The 16054-nt window shown below is 70.0% G+C and carries 20 protein-coding genes; 9 read left to right on the top strand and 11 right to left on the bottom strand.

The annotated features are described in order from the left end of the window. Positions 1-61 precede the first annotated feature (61 nt). Positions 62-1183, bottom strand: a complete 1122-nt coding sequence (locus tag Q9G87_RS19580) for a serine hydrolase domain-containing protein (RefSeq protein WP_305917831.1) — start codon at positions 1181-1183, stop codon at positions 62-64. Between the two features lie 180 nt (positions 1184-1363). Here Q9G87_RS19580 and Q9G87_RS19575 point away from each other — a divergent pair, with 180 nt between their 5' ends. Then, positions 1364-1567, top strand: coding sequence for a hypothetical protein (locus Q9G87_RS19575; protein WP_305917830.1), 204 nt, complete (start codon positions 1364-1366; stop codon positions 1565-1567). A gap of 614 nt (positions 1568-2181) precedes the next feature. Here Q9G87_RS19575 and Q9G87_RS19570 read toward each other — a convergent pair. From Q9G87_RS19570 to Q9G87_RS19560, 3 genes are all read right to left on the bottom strand, one after another. Then, positions 2182-2349: a hypothetical protein gene (locus Q9G87_RS19570; RefSeq protein WP_305917829.1), complete on the bottom strand. Its 168-nt coding sequence runs from the start codon at positions 2347-2349 to the stop codon at positions 2182-2184. Continuing rightward, positions 2346-2543 (bottom strand): hypothetical protein, encoded by a 198-nt coding sequence (locus Q9G87_RS19565; RefSeq protein WP_305917828.1) that lies wholly within the window; start codon positions 2541-2543, stop codon positions 2346-2348. Before Q9G87_RS19565 ends, Q9G87_RS19570 begins: the two co-directional genes overlap by 4 nt. 79 nt (positions 2544-2622) lie before the next feature. Then, on the bottom strand, positions 2623-3591 hold the full coding sequence (locus tag Q9G87_RS19560) for a LysR family transcriptional regulator (RefSeq protein WP_305917827.1): 969 nt from the start codon (positions 3589-3591) through the stop codon (positions 2623-2625). A gap of 163 nt (positions 3592-3754) precedes the next feature. On the opposite strand from Q9G87_RS19560, the gene Q9G87_RS19555 reads away from it, so the two are divergent. The 5 genes from Q9G87_RS19555 (at position 3755) to Q9G87_RS19535 (ending at position 8066) form a co-directional block, all read left to right on the top strand. After that, complete coding sequence (locus tag Q9G87_RS19555; RefSeq protein ID WP_305917826.1) at positions 3755-4477, top strand: RraA family protein; 723 nt, start codon at positions 3755-3757, stop codon at positions 4475-4477. Positions 4478-4482: 5 nt separating this feature from the next. Further along, on the top strand, positions 4483-5499 hold the full coding sequence (locus tag Q9G87_RS19550) for a D-2-hydroxyacid dehydrogenase family protein (RefSeq protein ID WP_305917825.1): 1017 nt from the start codon (positions 4483-4485) through the stop codon (positions 5497-5499). Further along, on the top strand, positions 5483-6271 hold the full coding sequence (locus Q9G87_RS19545; RefSeq protein ID WP_305917824.1) for an SDR family oxidoreductase: 789 nt from the start codon (positions 5483-5485) through the stop codon (positions 6269-6271). Before Q9G87_RS19550 ends, Q9G87_RS19545 begins: the two co-directional genes overlap by 17 nt. A gap of 45 nt (positions 6272-6316) precedes the next feature. Further along, complete coding sequence (locus tag Q9G87_RS19540) at positions 6317-7609, top strand: MFS transporter (RefSeq protein ID WP_305917823.1); 1293 nt, start codon at positions 6317-6319, stop codon at positions 7607-7609. A 229-nt stretch (positions 7610-7838) separates the two neighbouring features. Then, positions 7839-8066: a tautomerase family protein gene (locus Q9G87_RS19535; RefSeq protein WP_305917822.1), complete on the top strand. Its 228-nt coding sequence runs from the start codon at positions 7839-7841 to the stop codon at positions 8064-8066. Between the two features lie 142 nt (positions 8067-8208). Here Q9G87_RS19535 and Q9G87_RS19530 read toward each other — a convergent pair whose 3' ends face one another. Next, positions 8209-9150 (bottom strand): SMP-30/gluconolactonase/LRE family protein, encoded by a 942-nt coding sequence (locus tag Q9G87_RS19530; RefSeq protein ID WP_305917821.1) that lies wholly within the window; start codon positions 9148-9150, stop codon positions 8209-8211. Positions 9151-9363: 213 nt separating this feature from the next. On the opposite strand from Q9G87_RS19530, the gene Q9G87_RS19525 reads away from it, so the two are divergent. Continuing rightward, positions 9364-9978: a TetR/AcrR family transcriptional regulator gene (locus Q9G87_RS19525; RefSeq protein ID WP_305917820.1), complete on the top strand. Its 615-nt coding sequence runs from the start codon at positions 9364-9366 to the stop codon at positions 9976-9978. Between the two features lie 76 nt (positions 9979-10054). Here the strand turns inward: Q9G87_RS19525 and Q9G87_RS19520 are convergent, their stop codons facing one another. Beyond that, complete coding sequence (locus tag Q9G87_RS19520; RefSeq protein ID WP_305917819.1) at positions 10055-10357, bottom strand: DUF2218 domain-containing protein; 303 nt, start codon at positions 10355-10357, stop codon at positions 10055-10057. Between the two features lie 17 nt (positions 10358-10374). Between Q9G87_RS19520 and Q9G87_RS19515 the strand changes: the two genes are divergently transcribed. After that, entirely contained in the window at positions 10375-10980 is a 606-nt protein-coding gene (locus tag Q9G87_RS19515) for a MarR family winged helix-turn-helix transcriptional regulator (protein WP_305917818.1), read from the top strand. Here Q9G87_RS19515 and Q9G87_RS19510 read toward each other — a convergent pair. The 3 genes from Q9G87_RS19510 to Q9G87_RS19500 are packed head-to-tail and all read right to left on the bottom strand — an operon-like array spanning position 10902 to position 13716. Further along, the gene (locus Q9G87_RS19510; RefSeq protein WP_305917817.1) at positions 10902-11693 is read right to left on the bottom strand and encodes an ABC transporter ATP-binding protein; all 792 of its coding nucleotides are present in this window, start codon (positions 11691-11693) and stop codon (positions 10902-10904) included. The genes Q9G87_RS19515 and Q9G87_RS19510 overlap by 79 nt on opposite strands. Continuing rightward, positions 11690-12754, bottom strand: coding sequence for a FecCD family ABC transporter permease (locus Q9G87_RS19505; protein WP_305917816.1), 1065 nt, complete (start codon positions 12752-12754; stop codon positions 11690-11692). Before Q9G87_RS19505 ends, Q9G87_RS19510 begins: the two co-directional genes overlap by 4 nt. Then, entirely contained in the window at positions 12751-13716 is a 966-nt protein-coding gene (locus Q9G87_RS19500) for a FecCD family ABC transporter permease (RefSeq protein ID WP_305917815.1), read from the bottom strand. The genes Q9G87_RS19505 and Q9G87_RS19500 overlap by 4 nt, the downstream gene beginning before the upstream one ends. Positions 13717-14047: 331 nt before the next feature. On the opposite strand from Q9G87_RS19500, the gene Q9G87_RS19495 reads away from it, so the two are divergent. Further along, a complete protein-coding gene (locus Q9G87_RS19495) occupies positions 14048-14872 on the top strand; it encodes an ABC transporter substrate-binding protein (RefSeq protein ID WP_305917814.1) in 825 nt (274 codons plus the stop codon). A gap of 45 nt (positions 14873-14917) precedes the next feature. On the opposite strand, the gene Q9G87_RS19490 is transcribed toward Q9G87_RS19495, so the two are convergent. Continuing rightward, a complete protein-coding gene (locus Q9G87_RS19490; protein WP_305917813.1) occupies positions 14918-15292 on the bottom strand; it encodes a DoxX family protein in 375 nt (124 codons plus the stop codon). Between the two features lie 144 nt (positions 15293-15436). Next, entirely contained in the window at positions 15437-16039 is a 603-nt protein-coding gene (locus Q9G87_RS19485) for a TetR/AcrR family transcriptional regulator (protein WP_305917812.1), read from the bottom strand. Positions 16040-16054 lie beyond the last annotated feature (15 nt).

The following is a 16054-nucleotide window of genomic DNA, read 5'->3' as shown; positions in this document are numbered from 1 at the left end:
CAGTGCCCAGGTGGCCGGCCCGCGGGCCTGGGGGCTCGGAGGGTTGAGGGGCCAGGCTGCCCTACTTGCCGGGGCAGAGGACGGCTTCGGCCGCCTGGTTGATGGCTCGGCCGGTGGCGGCTGGGTCCTGATTGCTCGTCGTGGTGGACATCGCGAACTGGATGCGGCCGTCGGTGGAGCTGACGGTGACGGCGGTGAAGCCGGCGGCGCCGCCTGCGGTCACCTGCAGTTGTGGGTCGCCTCCGCACATGGGCGTCGGTGCAGGGGTGTTCTCGGGCGGGTCGGTGATCAGCTTCTGCAGGGCCGGTGGGAGCAGTTTGCCCTGGTGGAAGGCGCGGGAGAACGCGCTGATGTCGCGCGCGGTGGAGATCACGCCTCCGGCGCCGTGCCCGAAGCTGGCGTTGAGCCGGTCCATGTCGTGCACCTTGCCTTCGGCGTCGGTGCTGTAACCGTGCCCGTGCGGGCCCTTGATGCCCTCCGGCGGCTTGACCGGCAGGTACGAGCGGCTCATCCCGAGCGGGACGAAGAGCCGGCGGGCGAATTCGGTGGCCAGCGAGCGGCCGGTCACCTTCTCGATGATCATGCCGAGCAGCATGTAGTTGGTGTTGGAGTAGAAGTACTTCTCGCCCGGCTCCCCGGTGCGCGGCTGGCTGCGTGACTTCTTCACCAACTCGATCGGCGGGTAATAGGTGGTGAAGTCGTATATGTCGACGAGCTTGGGAGTGAACCAGTTCGGGATGCCGGATGTGTGCCGGATCAGCTGCCGTACCGTGATCTCGTCGGCCCGCTCCACGGCGTCCTGGCTCACCACCTCCGGCAAGAGGTCGCTCAGCTTGTCCTCCAGCCCCAGCTTGCCCTCCTTGACCAGCTGGAGCACCACCGTGGCCGTCAGCCGCTTGGTCTGCGACCCGATCCGGTAGCGGGAGTCGGCGGGGATGCGCCCGCCCTTGCCGTCGAGGAGCCGCGAACCCGCCGAGCCCTTGCCGACGCGCCTCCCGTCCAGGTAGACCTCCCCGATCGTCCCCACCACCCCGCTGGTCCGGGCGAGTACGTCCAGGGCCCGCTGCACGTCCCCCACCTTCGACGTGGCGGCGGTCGCGGTCGCGGGCGTGGCGGCGGCGGCCAACGTCAGCATCGCGCAGGCCAGGCCGGCGACGCGGCGTGCCGTAATGGCGTGGTTCATGATGATGATCCCTTCGTTGCGTGCGGGATCTTTTGTAGGGCGGCGGGTGTTTCCTGGCCGTTTCCATCGGTCCGGCGGCCGTGGAGCGGCATCGGGCCGATGGTGTTCGGTGCCTCAGGAATGCCAGGAGCCGGTCCAGGGGCCAGGTGTTGATGACGTCGTCCGTGGTCAGCCAGGCCTGTGGGGCTCAATTCTCGGTGGTTTCAGCGTCCGGACTACCACCTGCGCACCCCCGCCACCCGCTGCGCGACCGAGTTCGACGCGCTCTTCCTGCGGCGCTACGCCGCCCGTCACGGCCAGGGGTTGATCGTACGGCCGGGGCGCAAGGAGGTCACGCTGGACTACCGGCCAGCGAGCGCCGGCTTTCGCGGGTCGCCGAGCTGACCCTGTCCGGCATCCCCGACGTGCTCGGATACGCCGCGCCGACACGAAAGCTGATCGCTCTGGCCGACGAGTGCACCTTGGACCTGGAGGCCTACAGCCGCTACCTCGGCCGCGTACCCGATGGGCAAGCCTCGGTCCAGGCCCAGGCGTTGCTGCCAGCCGAACTGGTGAACCTCTCGGGCGGTGGCGCCGGACAGGCGATCGCCTGGGCGCGCCATCGGCTAGGTACGCAGGAGTGCCGCCGTCGTCCCGGTGGGGGAGTTTTCCGCTTTCATCTCCTCGCCCCAGGAGGCGAAGCCGACCAAGAAAGACGTCATCGCCCTGGCTGAGGTACTGGGCAGGGCAGGTGTCGGCATCGAACCCGACCCGCGCTTGGGCGGCGCGGTTGTTACCTCGGTATCCATGGTGTTGTTTGCGGCGCCGGATGGCCCGACGGCGGCGGCCTCTGACGCCTACCAGGCGGCGATGTTGCTGCTGCACCTGGCGGCGGCGGTCAGCGGCGCAGACGGACTCTCCCAGCCGACCAGCCGACCAGCCGAGATCAACACCAGCACCCCGAACGATCTTCAATTACCTCGACGTGCGAAAACGGGGCTAGCTCCACGACCTGGTACTCACCGCAGGCGAACCCGGCCGAGCGCCGTGGCGGCCACGTCCTCAAGGAAGGTGGGATCGGCCAGGACCCGCTCCAGCTCGGCCATGTCCGATGGCGGGGCGCGCACCTGTCGCAGCCGCTGGTCATCGTACGAAGTGTTCGCGATCAGCAGGGCTCGGCGCGTCATGGCTCGGTCTTGGCGTGCCGGTCCACGAACAGGTCGATCAATCGGTCCAGGTCGGCCGCCCCCGCCCCGGTGATCTCGAGGCGGTCGTCGTCGAGCTCGAGGACGACGGATCGGGCGGGGGAGCGCTCAGTCCATGCCTTGACGGTCGGGATCACGTTCTCCAGCAGTTGGCGGGAGGCCATGAAAGTGAGCAAGGGCGTCCTTCTCGGGGGGTGAAGGGATGAGGGAAGCATCCCGCCACCTGCTCTCCCGGCACTCGGGTACACCGGGAGATCAAGAACCGTTGGCCTCCGCGACACCGACCTTCGCGGTACGGAGGTCCGCCGTGTCGGCAGGCGGTCCACAAACCTCTGCGACGAGCGAGCGGAACCATTGGTGAGCTGGGTGGGTGTGCAGCCGCTCATGCCAGACGAGCTTGTAAATCAGCTTCTCGGTTTCGAAGGGCAAGTCGCGGACGACCAATCCGTGCCGCGCGATGAGCATCTGGCCGGGTCCAGTGACATAGCCGCTCGGCACACAGGTCAGCAGATCGCTTTCGGCGACGATCCGCAACGCGTCGGCGAAGTGGTTGACGACGGCGACGATCGTCCGTGCGCGTCCCTGCAAGCTGAGCCAGCCGTCGATCGCGCCCAGATCCATGCCTGACGGGGTCACCAGCACGTGGGCGGCCGCCGCGAACTGATCCAGGGTCATCTCTCTCATCAGCGCGTGTCCGCCTTGCATCACGCACACGTAGTGATCTGTACGAAGACCCTGCACATGAATGCCACGAGGAAGCGCCGGAAACATGCCGACGGCGCAGTCCAGTGTGCCGCGCTCGATTCCGTCAAGAGAGCCGGCGTTCGTGTGGAAGGAGAACGCGACGCGAGCATAGGTCGACGCGGCCCTCAGCTTCAGAGTGATGCCGCAGACCGCTTCCGCCGTGAGGCTGTCGGTGACCGCGAGGCGGAAGCTGGTCGGGTCCGAGCTGGGGTCGAAGTGGTGGGGTGCGATCGAGGCCCGGATCACCGCCAGGGAACGATGAAGCTCAGGCCAGATGGCCAGCATCCGCGAGGTCGGCTGGACGCCGTCGGCGACTCTGAGGAACAGCTGGTCCTGCGTCAGCTTCCGAGCGCGCCTAAGCGCGTTGCTGACGGCCGGCTGGCTCATCGACAGGCTGGCCGCGGCGCGCGTCACGTTCCGCTCCAGCATGATGGCCTCGATCACCAGAAGGAGGTTGAGGTCGAGCCGTACGTTATTCACCTGAGTGATGACGATCCCCTCAGACTCTGAATTGGACCCATCCGGGGCAACTGGGCAACTATCAGCGGGAACGCGCCACGCCGAGTATCAAGACCGGTTACCGCGAGTGGCGCCCGAAATGTCAGAAGGATTTCGCAACATGATAGACGCTCCCGCTGGAGACGTGCTGCCGAAGCTGACCGGAAAGATCAGCCCCGAGCGGATTCGTCTCCTGCGCACCCCGCGGCCGCCCCAGGGCCTGATCGAGGGATTCAAGGGCATCGCCGACGCCACCAGCGTGGTCTCCGACATCATGGACGAGCTGGGCCTCACCGGGGTGATCGGCGCCTCGGTTCTCGAGCCGACCCTGCCGTCCACGAGCATCGTCGGGCCGGCGCTGACCGTGCGCAACATCATGCAACGTGAGCCGGTTCATGAAACGGCGCGCGGCCACGTCAACCGCATGGCGGAGTTCGAGGCGCACAACCTGGCGCTGCCCGGCGACGTCATCGTGATCGACGGCGTCGCAGGCGTCTCCAACATGGGCGGCATCTCGGCGCAGACCGGCAAGCGGCAAGGTGAAGCCGGCGCCATCGTCTCCGGCGGCATCCGCGACCTCGGCCATTCCCGGCGGGTCGGCTACCCTCTCTGGGCCACTGAAATCACCCCGGTGACGGGAAAGTGGCGCATCGAGACGGTGGAGATCAACGGCGATGTCCAGATCGCCGGCGTCCGTGTCTCTCCCGGCGACATCGTCGTCGCCGACGAAACCGGCGTGTGCTTCATCCCGATCTCCCGGGCGGCCGAGGTGCTGGAACGAGCACTGTCGAAAGCCGCCTTCGAGGAGGAGAAGTGCGCGGCGGTCGACGCCGGCACCGCGGTTGCCGATCTCCCGACGAATGCGTGAAGGCCATGACCGATTCCCCGCTGAGTCTGCGTGTCTCTATCCTCGACGACTACCAGGACGTCGTCCGTACGCTCGACTGCTTCGCCAAGCTGGACGGCCATGACGTCACGATCTGGAACGACGCGGTGGCCGACGTGGATGTGCTGGCCGAGCGCCTGGCCGATGCCGACGTGCTGGTCCTGCTTCGCGAGCGTACCAAGGTCGGCGAAGCGCTGCTCAGCCGCCTGCCGAAGCTCAAGCTGATCAGCCAGAACGGTCACATCCCGCATGTCGACCTCGCCGCGTGCACGCGGCACGGCGTGATCGCGTCCTCGGCCCTGGCCGCACGCCCGTCGTACCCCACCGTGGAGCTCACGTGGGGCCTGATCCTGGCCGCGCTGCGCAACATCCCGTACGAGAGCGCCGCGCTGCGCGAGGGCCGCTGGCAGAGCACGATCGGGCTGGGGCTGCGTGGCCGGACGCTGGGCATCTACGGTTTCGGCCGGCTCGGCTCGATGGTGGCGCAGATCGGCGCGGCGTTCGGCATGGAGCTGCTGGTCTGGGGGCGGCAGGGCTCACTGGAGCGGGCGAGCGCCGCGGGCCTCCCGGTGGCCGCGAGCAGGCAGGCATTGTTCGAGCAGTCGGACGTGCTCAGCCTGCACCTGCGCCTGAGCGCGGAGACCACCGGCCTGATCGGCCCCGGCGACCTGGCCCTGATGAAGCGGACGGCGTTGCTGGTGAACACCAGCCGGGCGGAGCTGATCCAGCCCGGGGCGCTCGTCGCGGCCCTGCGTGCCGGGCGGCCGGGGAAGGCGGCGGTCGACGTGTTCGAGGACGAGCCGCTGACCGACCCGGCCGACCCGCTGCTGCGGCTGCCGAACGCCCTGTGCACGCCCCACCTCGGCTATGTCGAGCGGGACAACTACGAGTTCGCCTACGGCAACGCCTTCGATCAGATCGTGGCGTTCGCCCACGGCGCCCCCATCAACGTCCACAACCCCGAAGTGCTGAAAGGGACTGTGCGCAATGAACCTCGAGCTTGACGGGAAAATCGTCCTCGTCACAGGCGGTAGCAAAGGCATCGGACTGGCCTGTGCCCGCGCCTTCGGCAAGGAAGGCGCCCGCGCGGTCATCGTGTCCCGCAACAAGGACAATCTGAGCGCTGCCCAGGCGGCTCTGGCGGAGGACGGCGTCGAGGTCACGACGTTCGCGGCCGACCTGTCCGATGGAGCGGCGGCGGAACGCATGGTGGTGGCCGCCGAAGAGCAGGTCGGGCCGATCGACGTCCTGATCAACTCCGCCGGCGGCGCCAGGCGCGTGCCCCCCGCCGAACTGACGCCGGACAAGTGGCGCGTGGCGATGGACGCGAAGTTCTTCACGTACATGAACGTCATGGACCACGTCCTGCCGCGGATGGTGGAGCGGCGGGCCGGCGCGATCGTCAACATCATCGGCACCGGCGGGAAGATCGCCTCTCCGGTCCACCTTCCCGGCGGGGCGGCGAACGCGGCTCTGATGCTGGCCTCCGCAGGGCTGGCCGCGGCGTGGGGACGCGCGGGCGTCCGCGTCAACGTCATCAACCCCGGGGCGACCATGACCGGCCGGGTGCAGATGAATCTCGAGGCGGAATCGCGCATGACCGGAAAGCCGCCGGCGGAGCTGCTGCGTCAGAACCTGCAGCGCATCCCCCTCGGGCGGTACGCCACGCCGGAGGAGGTCGCCGATGCGGCGCTCTACCTCGCCAGCGCCCGGGCGTCCTACGTGACCGGCGCGTCGCTGACGATGGACGGCGCGCTGACCCCGCTCGTCGTGTGAGCCGCTGAGCCGGAGACAAGATCCAAGGTTGGGAAGGACAACCGAATGTTCAGCTGGTATCGCGAGCTGACCAAGCGCGAGCGCAACACATTCTGGGGATGCTTCTCAGGATGGGCGGTGGATGCGATGGATGCGCAGCTCTTCAGCTTCGTACTCCCCGTGCTCATCGCGGCCTGGGGCATGACCACGGCCCAAGCAGGCTACCTGGCTACGGCGACACTCATCTCGGCAGCTGTCGGCGGCTGGGCGTGTGGCTTCCTGGCGGACCGCTGGGGGCGTGTCCGCGTGATGCAGTTCACCATTCTCTGGTTCTCGATTTTCACCTTCGTCGCGGGCTTCACACAGAACTTCGAACAGCTCATCGTTGTGCGCGTGCTGCAAGGGCTGGGCTTCGGAGGGGAGTGGGCCGCCGGCGCGGTGCTCATGGGTGAGATCATCCGGCCTGCCCATCGCGGCAAGGCGGTGGGAAGCGTGCAAAGCGGCTTCGGCATCGGCTGGAGCATGGCCTCGATCCTCGCCGGCGTGGTCCTGGCCCTCGTACCGCCGGACTTCGGCTGGCGGGTGCTGCTGATGATCGGGGTGCTGCCCGGCCTTCTGGTGCTGTACTTGCGCCGCAGGATCGAGGAGCCGGAGCTTTACCAGCAGACGCGCGCGGCCATGGCGGCCAAAGGCCGCCGCAGCCCTGGCCTCGGGGCGATCTTCCGGCCGGAGGTGCGGTCGGTCACCATCAAGGCGTCGCTGCTGGCGTTCGGTGTGGTCGGCGTCGGTGGCGCGATCGTCAACTGGCTGCCGACGTTCATGAAGACGGTCCGGGAGCTGTCGCCCAGCGCCTCGGGGTACTACCTGTTCCTGGTGACCGGCGGCTCCTTCTTCGGTTTCCTGGCGAGTGCCTATCTGGCCGACGTGCTCGGTCGGCGGCGGACGTTCCAGCTGTTCCTGGCCTCTTCCTGGCTGGTGACCATCGCGTACATGTTCCTGCCGCTGTCAGGCTGGGGACTGGTCGTGATGGGTGTGCCGTTCGGTTTCTTCACGATCGGCAACTACGCGTCGCTGGGCCCGTACTTCACGGAACTGTTCCCCACGGCAATCCGCGGCAGCGGGCAGAGCTTCGCCTACAACTTCGGCAAAACGGCCGGTGCCATCGCGGTCTCCTGCATCGGCATTCTCGCCCAGTGGATCACCTTGGCAGAGGCCATCGGGCTGATCGCGCTGCTGGGCTACAGCATCGCGTTCCTCGTCACCCTGCTGCTTCCTGAGACGAAAGGCATCGCACTCGCGCCGGGCGGCCTTGATGCCGTGCCTGCGAACGTATCGCCGAGCAACTCGTCCACTGCATGAGACAGGCCGCACCCGCTGACGCCGTCCACGTCGCCCCCCGGCAGCGAGGTCCCCACATCGGACGCTCACTCTCCCCAACGCCGGCCCGCCTGGCCCACCTAGCGGGCCCGGCGTCGCCGGCGCGCCGGCCCGAGCCGCCGCGGGCGCGGCTCTCTGAGCACCACATGTTGTCGCCCGGGCTCACCCGCTCGGCCGATCCGCCCCAGCAAAGGACCTGAGGAAGACCACGATGCCGGAAGTCCACGTGTTCATGGCCGCGGGCAAGACCGACGAGCAGAAGAGGAGGATGATGATCGACATCACGAACGCCTTGATGAAGAACCTGGACTGCCTGCCGGATGCCGTCACGGTGCAGATCATCGAGGCGCAGTGGAGCGACAAGATGAAGGGCGGCCAGACGTTCGCGGAACGACGCGGTGGCACGACGCCGTCCGGTGATCCAGCTCGTCTCGGCTGACCGCGACGGTCTCGATGACTTGACCTCCAGCCTGCCCTGGCCGGAAACGCCGCGCCGCCACCAGCATCCTCGAAGGCGAGCAGGTGCTGATCGGGTGCTGCCCGCCGTGCTCGGCCCCGGTGGGCAGCACCCGCGTGCGGCGTCACTGTGGGATGGCCACCACGGTGAACTCGGCCGTCTGCGGGGATGGGATGCCGAAGCGGGCGTTGGGCAGGTAGAAGTGGTCGCCGAAGCGGGCGATCGTGGTCGGGATGTCGAAACGCGGGTCGGTGCGCCCTTCGAGGATCTGTCCCTTGGTGCCGGTCTTGTTCAGTCGCACCACCGCCACGGTGTTGAGGAAGTTCTGCACCACGTACAGGGTCCGTCCTTCGAGGAGCATGCCGTCGGCGAAACGGAGGTCCTCGCCGGCGAGGTCGACGGTGGTTCCCACGCCGGTGGCCGGGTCGACGCGGTAGAGCCGGCCGGTGTTCGTCTGTGCGATGAGCAGCGCCTTCCCGTCGGGGGTGCGGGCGATGCCGTTGGCGTTGAAGCCCTCTTCGAAGACGACGTCTCCGCCGAGCGGCACCTTGGCCACGTCGGCCTGCGACGGCAGTTCGCCTCGGGGTCCGAGTGGCAGCCGGTAGAGGACCTGGCTCATCGAGTCGGTGACCCAGACGGCGTCCGGGGTGAGCAGGAAGTCGTTGACGAACGTGGTGCCGGTGCCGAGCCGGTATGAGGCGATGACCTTGCCGCTTGCGGTGTCGATCACCCTGGCGTCGCCGGTCTCGCCGCCGGCGACGAAGAGGCGGCCGGAGGTGTCGAGGGCCACGCCTATGGCGGCTGTGCCGGGGCCGGGGGTGAGCACGTCTCCCTTGCCGGTCCGCAGGTCGAGCTTGTAGACGTCGCCGTTGGCCATGGAGGAGAGGTACGCGTGCGGGCCGCCGATCGCGATGCCCTCGGGGAAGAAGCCGGTGGGCAGTGTGATGGTGCGGGGGAAGCTCTGGGACTGGATGGACGGGGCGGCGTTGGCCGGTGAGGCGAGGGACGCGGCTGCGAGGAGCCCGGCCGCGCCCAGGGTGGTGACGAAGCCTCGGCGAGTGAGCATGTGGATCTCCAGGTGCGTAAGGCGAGGTGGTCGTCTCGCCTCCGATTGCGGACCGATCGGTCCGGGACTGATTGGTCCATAATGGGAGAAACGGACATACGATGTCAATGCCGGTCGCTACCATGAAAACGAGATCTTGACGTTCCCCTGCGGGCGCTCCGGTGCCGGTGAAGGCGGCGGGGGAGCGGTCATCCGAGCCTGAGGAGATGGGGCATGGCCCGCAAGCCGGCGCCCGGGACACGGGAGCGCATCCTGGCGGTCGCGTCACGCCTGTTCAGCATCCATGGCGTGCACGCCGTCGGTCTCCAGCAGATCATCGACGAAGCCGGATGCGGCAAGAACCTGCTGTACCGGGAGTTCGCCGGCAAGGACGAATTGGTCGTGGCCTGCCTGCACCGCTACCGCGAGAACTGGATGTCGACCATCGAAGAGGCGGGACGATCGGCCGGCGGTGATCCCGCCGGGCACCTTGTCGCCATTGTCGGCACCCTGGCCGCTGTGACGAGCAGCGCCGACTACCCCGGATGCCCGGTCCACAAGGCCTACGCCGAGTTCCCTGAGGCCGGACATCCGATCCGTCAGGCGTCCACCGAGCATTTCGAAGCGACTCGTGCCGTCCTCCATGACCTGGCGGCACGGGCCGGCGCGCCGGAGCCCGGTGTTCTGGCGAGCCGGATCATGCTGATCATCCATGGGCTGAGCACGAACCCTGCCGCACTCGGTGCCCCCGCCGTTCCGGCCGCTGTCGCCTTCGCCGAAGACCTCGTACGCGACGCGCTGCGGCCGTCGACACCCGCGCGCACCCATGCGGCAGGGCGAGCGGGCTGATCGGCCGGCAGGACGGGCCGTGCTCAGATGGAGCAGGGCCCGCCCCCAGCTTCTCCAGGAGTGCGCGAACGCATCGTCAGCCGCGCTGCCAGGCGACTCGCAGCCCCTCATCGGCGGCAAACCGCTCGAGGTGCACGCCGATGACGTGCTGGACCTGGGCCAGGGTGTCCTCGTCCGGCGCGGTCGCGGCCAGGCGCAGGGTCGTGGCGTCGCAGGTCATGGCGCACGCGCCACCGGCGATCACGAGGGTCGTCGTGTCGCCGTCCTGCACCACCTCGCACTTGCGGCCGAGGTGCGAGGCGAGTTGCTTGCGCCACCGCTCGCCACGCGCCGTGAGCACGTCGGCGTGGGACTGTAGGGTCTTCTCGTGCGTGTTCATGTCGTCCTTCCTGTTGTGTGGCGGCCCGGCCGGTCGGCGAGCCGATGATCGATCCGGGGCACGAGCACGCGGAGGTGCTGGTGCTGGTCCGGCAGTTGCCGTTGTTCGGCGCGGTGTCGCGGGTGGCCCGCAGGGCCGTTCGCCGGCACGCGTCGATGCCGCGCCTGCCCGACGCGCAGATCGAGGTGCTGCGCACGGTGGAGGCGAATCCGGGTATCGGGACGCGGGCCGTCGCCGAGCGGCTGCAACTGGTGCCGAACACGGTGTCGACGATCGTGGGCGAGCTCGTCCGCGCGCGGTTGCTGAAGCGGGCCCGCGACGATGTGGATCGTCGCGCCGCGCGGCTCTACCTCACTGAGGAGGCGGTGGAGCGCCTGGCGTCCTGGAGCGAAGCCGGTGATGAGGTGCTGTCGGCGGCGCTGCTGCGCCTGGACGAGGCCGATCGGCGGGCGCTCGGGCAGGCGATGCCGGCGCTGCGCCGATTGCTGGCGATCCTCGACGAGGGCGAGCCGGATGACGAGGGCGAGCCGGATGACGAGGCCGGTCACGAGGCGAGTGCCCGGGGCACGACCACCGGGCAGCCGGTGGCCGGATCGCGCAGCACGCTGGATTCCACGCCGTAGAGGCGGCGGACCAGATCGGCCGTCACGACCTCGTGGGGAGCGCCCTCCATGATCACCCGACCGGCCTTCATGGCGACGAGGTGGTCGGCGTGGCGGCAGGCGGAGATCAGGTCGTGCACGACGGCCACGACCGTCCGGCCGGCGTCGGCCAGGTCCCGCAGCAGCTCGAAGATCTCCAGCTGGTGGCCGAGGTCCAGCGCCGCGGTGGGCTCGTCGAGCAGCAGCACCTGCGTCTCCTGGGCGACCGCCATCGCGATCCAGGCCCGCTGCCGCTGCCCGCCCGACAGCGTCTCCAGCGGCCGGTCCGCCAAGGGCGCCATGCCGGTGGCGGTGAGCGCCCGGTCGACGGCCTGCTGGTCCTGCGATGACCACTGCCGGAGCAGTCCCTGGTGCGGTTGCCGGCCGAAGCGGACTAGGTCGGCGACGGTCAGACCGTCGGGGGCGGCGGCCGACTGGGGGAGCAGGCCGATGCGGCGGGCGGCCTCGCGTGCGGGCAGGTGCGCCAGCATTCGTCCGTCGAGCAGGACGGCCCCGCCCGCGGGCCGGTGCAACCGGCTCAGCCCGGCCAGGAGTGTGCTCTTGCCGCAGCCGTTCGGGCCGACGACCGCGCTGAGGCGGCCGGGCGGCAGGGTGAGCTGTACGGTGTCCACGACGACCGTACGGCCGTGGGCGAGGGTGAGGTCGTCGGCGTGCAGCACGGCGGATGGGGTCACGGGAGCCTCCGAGGGCGTGGGCTGAGCAGGAGCCAGATGAGGTAAGGGCCGCCGAGGACGGCGGTGACGATCCCGACCGGCACCTCGACGGGTGCGACGACGGTGCGCCCGACGGTGTCGGCGATGAGCACCAGCGCCGCGCCCGTCAGGGCGCTGCTCAGCACAGGGACGCCGCTGGGCCCGCAGATGCGGCGGGCGGCCTCGGGGGCGATGAGGGCGATGAGGCCGAGCGGCCCGCCGACGGCGACCGCCAGGCCGGCGCAGGTGACGGCGATCGTGAGAGCGGCGAGCCGCACGGCGTGCACCCGAACGCCGAGGCCCGCGGCCACGGTGTCGGACAACCGCAACGTGGTCATCCGCCGTCCCACCAGTGCCGCCGCCGGAAGGCCGACGGTGAGGCCGATGCCGAGCAGGGTCACCGGCAGGGCGGGGCGGGCGTTCAAGGTGCCGACCGTCCACGGGAAGGCGGCGTTGGCCGCGTCGATCGGCGCGCGGATCAGCAGCAGGCTCGTGACCGCGCCGAATACCGCCCCCACCCCGAGCCCCACGACGACGAACCGGTAGCCGGACGTGCCGGCGCCGCCGGCCAGCCCGAGGGCCAGCGCCGCCGCCGTGGCTGCGCCGATGAGAGCCATCACCGAGGGGGCGAAGCAGGCGGAGACGCCTGCGACGGAGGCGACCGCGAAGGCGGTGGCGCCGTCGTCGATGCCCACGGTGCCGGGCGTGGCGAGCCGGTTGCGGGCGAGGGTCTGCATGAGGCAGCCGGAGACGCCGAGTGCGGCGCCGACGAGCAGGGCGGCGATCAGCCGGGGCGCTCGAAGCCGCCGCACGACGAGCACGTCGGCGGGGTCGCCCACGCCGGCCAGCGCCGGCAGCGAACGCAGCGGGCCGAGCGACGCGGTACCGGTGGCGAGGGCGGCGATCACGGCGAGGAGCAGGAGAGCGACGAGTACGGCGAACCCGACCGCCGCGCGTACGGGCACCAGCACCGACAGGCCGCCCACCCGCAGCAGCATGCTGCCCCGAGGCGCCCGGCAGGCGGACAGAGCCGCGGCGGTCACAGGGACGGCACCCTTCGGGCACGCACCACGGCGACGAGAACGGGCGCCCCGATCAAGGCGGTGACCACGCCGAGCGGCATCTCGTACGGGCGCACCAGCAACCGCGACGCGACGTCGGCGGCGAGCACGACGGCCGGCCCGAGCAGCAGCGACGGGAGCAGCACTCGACGCAGGTCCGGCCCGGCCAGCGCCCGGGCGGCGAAGGGCGCCACCAGGCCCACGAACGCGATCGGCCCGGCCACCGCGGTGGCGCCTCCCACGAGCAGGGCGACGGCGACCAGGGCGCAGAGGCGGGCACGGCGCGGCCGGTGCCCGAGCCCGGCGGCCACCTGATCGCCGAGGGCGACGGCGGCGAGCGGGCGGGCCACGAGCAGGACCAGCGATCCGCCGATCAGGAGGGCGGGGGCGGCGCCGGCCAGCACGCCCAGGTCACGTCCGGCGACGCCGCCCACGGTCCAGAACCGCACCTCGTCCGCGCTGCGCTGGTCGACGAGCAGCAACAGGGAGATCAGCGACGCGAGGAAGCCGCTGATCGCGGCACCGGCCAGCACGAGTCGTACGGGGTCATCCCCGACGCCCCGCAGTCGCGCCGCGCCCGCGGCGGCCAGACAGCCGAGCAGCGCGCCGAGCACGGCGGCGTGCGGCCCGAGCGTGGCCACACTGCCGCCCCACGCGATGACCAGGGTCACCGCCGTGGAGGCGCCGGCGCTGACCCCGAGCAGTCCGGGCTCGGCGAGCGGGTTGCGCGTGGCCGCCTGGAGCACCGCTCCGGCCGTGCTCAGAGCCGCGCCGACCGCAACGGCCACCACCGCGCGCGGCCAGCGCAGCTGCCATACGGCGAAGGCCGCCTCCGGATCGGCCACGGCACCGCTCAGCGCCCCTAACGCGCGCCCTGGGCCCACCTCGCCACTGCCGATCAGGAGAGATGCGACGACCGTCACCGCGAGGAGCGCCGCTGGCACGACGATCCTCGCAGCCGGGCGGTAGGCGGGTGCGTTGTCCCGGGGCGAAGGGCTGGGGACGGACCGCGCGCGGTCCTCGACGAGCACGTGGCCTCCGATGGGTCTCGCGCCCGAGCGGGCGCGTGTGATTAGGTAAGGCAAACCATACCTCTGTATCAGAGGTATTTTCTAGCCGCCCCATGGGAGTCGCCTTGTCCAGGTCCTCGACCGCGCCGTCACCCCGCCGCCTCGTCGTGGCGCGCTTGCCGGTGCCCTGCTCACTCTGCTCACCGCATGCGGGGGCGAAGCCGCCACGCCGCCCACCGGCGGGGGTGGCGGACCGGTCACCACCGTGCAGACCGCGTACGGTGCCGTTCAGGTCCCAGCCGAGCTCCGCCGGGTCGTCGCGCTGGGCGACACGGCGCTGGACAGCGCACTCGCCCTCGGCGCCATACCGGTCGGCACGCTGGCCAGCCGGGGTGGCGCCACCGTGTCGGCGTACCTCGCCGACCGGGTTCCCGCCATCGCGATCGTCGGCACCGTCCGGGAGATCAACCTCGAAGCCGTCGTCGAAGCCCGGCCCGACCTCATCCTCGCCGCCTCCGGCACGACCCGGGAGCAGTACGACGCGCTCAGGGCGATCGCCCCGACGGTCGTGCCCAAGCCGGCCCGCTTCGGCGACTGGGAGAGCGAGACCCGTACAGTTGCCGCGGCGCTCGGCAAGGCCGCAGGGGCCGAACGGCTCATCGCCGGCATCGAGCAACGCGCGAAGGACATCGCCGGGCGCCGCTCGGGCAGCGGAACGGCGGTCGTCGTCCGCTGGATGCCCACCGGCCCTGTGATCGTCTCGTCGGCGCTGATGGCCGGCCGGCTGCTCCAGCTGACCGGTGGCCGGACGTCCCCGGCCGCGACCTTCACCGACAAGCCGCACACTGACCCGCTCAGCCTGGAGAACCTCGGCCAGATCGACGCCGGCTTCATCTACCTCACCACGCTCAATGCCGACGGCGAGAAGGCCCTGGCCGCCGCCAAGGCGCAACCGGCGTTCGCCCGCCTCCCGGCCGTCAAGGCGGGCCAGAGCGCCGCTGTCGACGGAAACGTCTGGAGCAGCGCAGCCGGACCCATCGCGGCGGGTAAGGTCCTCGACGACATCGAGCGGCTTCACACCGCCCCGTGAACCAGCCCACAAGGGCTTCGTCGGACGGTTCCCCTCGCCGACCGCTCAACCGTTGACGTACGGGGCGAGCGCCACGGCGAGGAGGCCACCCATGAGCCCGAGGTTCTTGAGGAACTGGATGCGGTTGGCCTTGCGTGCCTGAGGATCGGTCTCGGCCCAGAACGCATGACCGGCGAGCGTCGTCGGGATCAGTGAGATCACCAGCCCGACCGCCGCGGCCTGCCACAGCACGCCGGTGGCGACGCCGATGCCGCCCGCGACCATCGCGACACCGTTGAATCGCACGGCGATCTCCGGGTGGGGGATGCGGAGCTTGGCCGCCATCGCGACGCGTGCGCCGGGTGCGGTGACGGCCTCGTAGCCGAGCCAGACGAAGGGCAGGCCGATTGCGATGCAGGCAAGCCGAAAGGCGATGTCCATGGCTGAACTCCTGAAGGGTGAAGGAAACGGGTACTACTCGCAGGCGGTCATCGCCTGGATGTCAGGGGGAGAGGATGTGGCGGGTGTCCGGACGTCACCGCGACGAGCGGTGGCAGGGACCGTCGTCACGCATGCGTACGGTCCTCACCCGGAGTGCGTCACGTGGACCGCGTTCCGGAGCGCGTTGAGCACGTGCCGGATCATCTGGCCCGACGTGTTGGCCTTGAGGAAGCTCGAGATGCCGCCGTAGGTGAGCTCCAGGACGATCCCGCCGAGGTCGAGCGCGCTGATGCCCGGCTCGCGGCCGGGCAGGAGCTTGCTCCGCAGGAGCGAGCCGGCCTGCTCCCATTGACTCACGAAGAGCTGACGGTGGCGATCGCTCAGGGTGCCATCGCGCTGCGCACGACGCATGAACTCGATGGCGATGATGCCCCACTTCTGCTCGCTCGCACGGGAGTCACTCCACCGGGCGACGACCTCGATCACCTCGTCAGGATCCGTGACCCCGCGCAGCAGCTCGGAGAGCTCGTGGACGTCCCGGCCGGCATTCCCTTCGAGCAACTCCAGCAGGACCTCCTCCTTCGAGGAGAAGTTGGAATAGAAGGCTCCCTTCGAGAAGCCGGCCTCTTCGGCAATACGTTCGACCGAGGCACCGTCATAGCCGTCGCGCGCGACGACGTCCAGCGCCGAGAGAAGAAGCTTCTCCCGCGTGAGTGCCTGCTTCTGCTCTCGCGTCAGCCGAGCCATTGGTACTCCACATCC

It is taken from the genome of Nonomuraea turcica (assembly GCF_030718205.1).
Taxonomy (GTDB): domain Bacteria; phylum Actinomycetota; class Actinomycetes; order Streptosporangiales; family Streptosporangiaceae; genus Nonomuraea.
Note: the sequence above shows the minus strand (reverse complement) of the source record. Positions and strands in the feature narration are given on the sequence as shown.

Coding starts and splice junctions, on each gene's coding strand:
- Q9G87_RS19580 (WP_305917831.1), bottom strand. CDS start 1,183: ATGAACCACGCCATTACGGCACGCCGCGTCGCCGGCCTGGCCTGCGCG.
- Q9G87_RS19570 (WP_305917829.1), bottom strand. CDS start 2,349: ATGACGCGCCGAGCCCTGCTGATCGCGAACACTTCGTACGATGACCAG.
- Q9G87_RS19550 (WP_305917825.1), top strand. CDS start 4,483: ATGACCGATTCCCCGCTGAGTCTGCGTGTCTCTATCCTCGACGACTAC.
- Q9G87_RS19545 (WP_305917824.1), top strand. CDS start 5,483: ATGAACCTCGAGCTTGACGGGAAAATCGTCCTCGTCACAGGCGGTAGC.
- Q9G87_RS19540 (WP_305917823.1), top strand. CDS start 6,317: ATGTTCAGCTGGTATCGCGAGCTGACCAAGCGCGAGCGCAACACATTC.
- Q9G87_RS19535 (WP_305917822.1), top strand. CDS start 7,839: ATGCCGGAAGTCCACGTGTTCATGGCCGCGGGCAAGACCGACGAGCAG.
- Q9G87_RS19530 (WP_305917821.1), bottom strand. CDS start 9,150: ATGCTCACTCGCCGAGGCTTCGTCACCACCCTGGGCGCGGCCGGGCTC.
- Q9G87_RS19525 (WP_305917820.1), top strand. CDS start 9,364: ATGGCCCGCAAGCCGGCGCCCGGGACACGGGAGCGCATCCTGGCGGTC.
- Q9G87_RS19520 (WP_305917819.1), bottom strand. CDS start 10,357: ATGAACACGCACGAGAAGACCCTACAGTCCCACGCCGACGTGCTCACG.
- Q9G87_RS19490 (WP_305917813.1), bottom strand. CDS start 15,292: ATGGACATCGCCTTTCGGCTTGCCTGCATCGCAATCGGCCTGCCCTTC.
- Q9G87_RS19485 (WP_305917812.1), bottom strand. CDS start 16,039: ATGGCTCGGCTGACGCGAGAGCAGAAGCAGGCACTCACGCGGGAGAAG.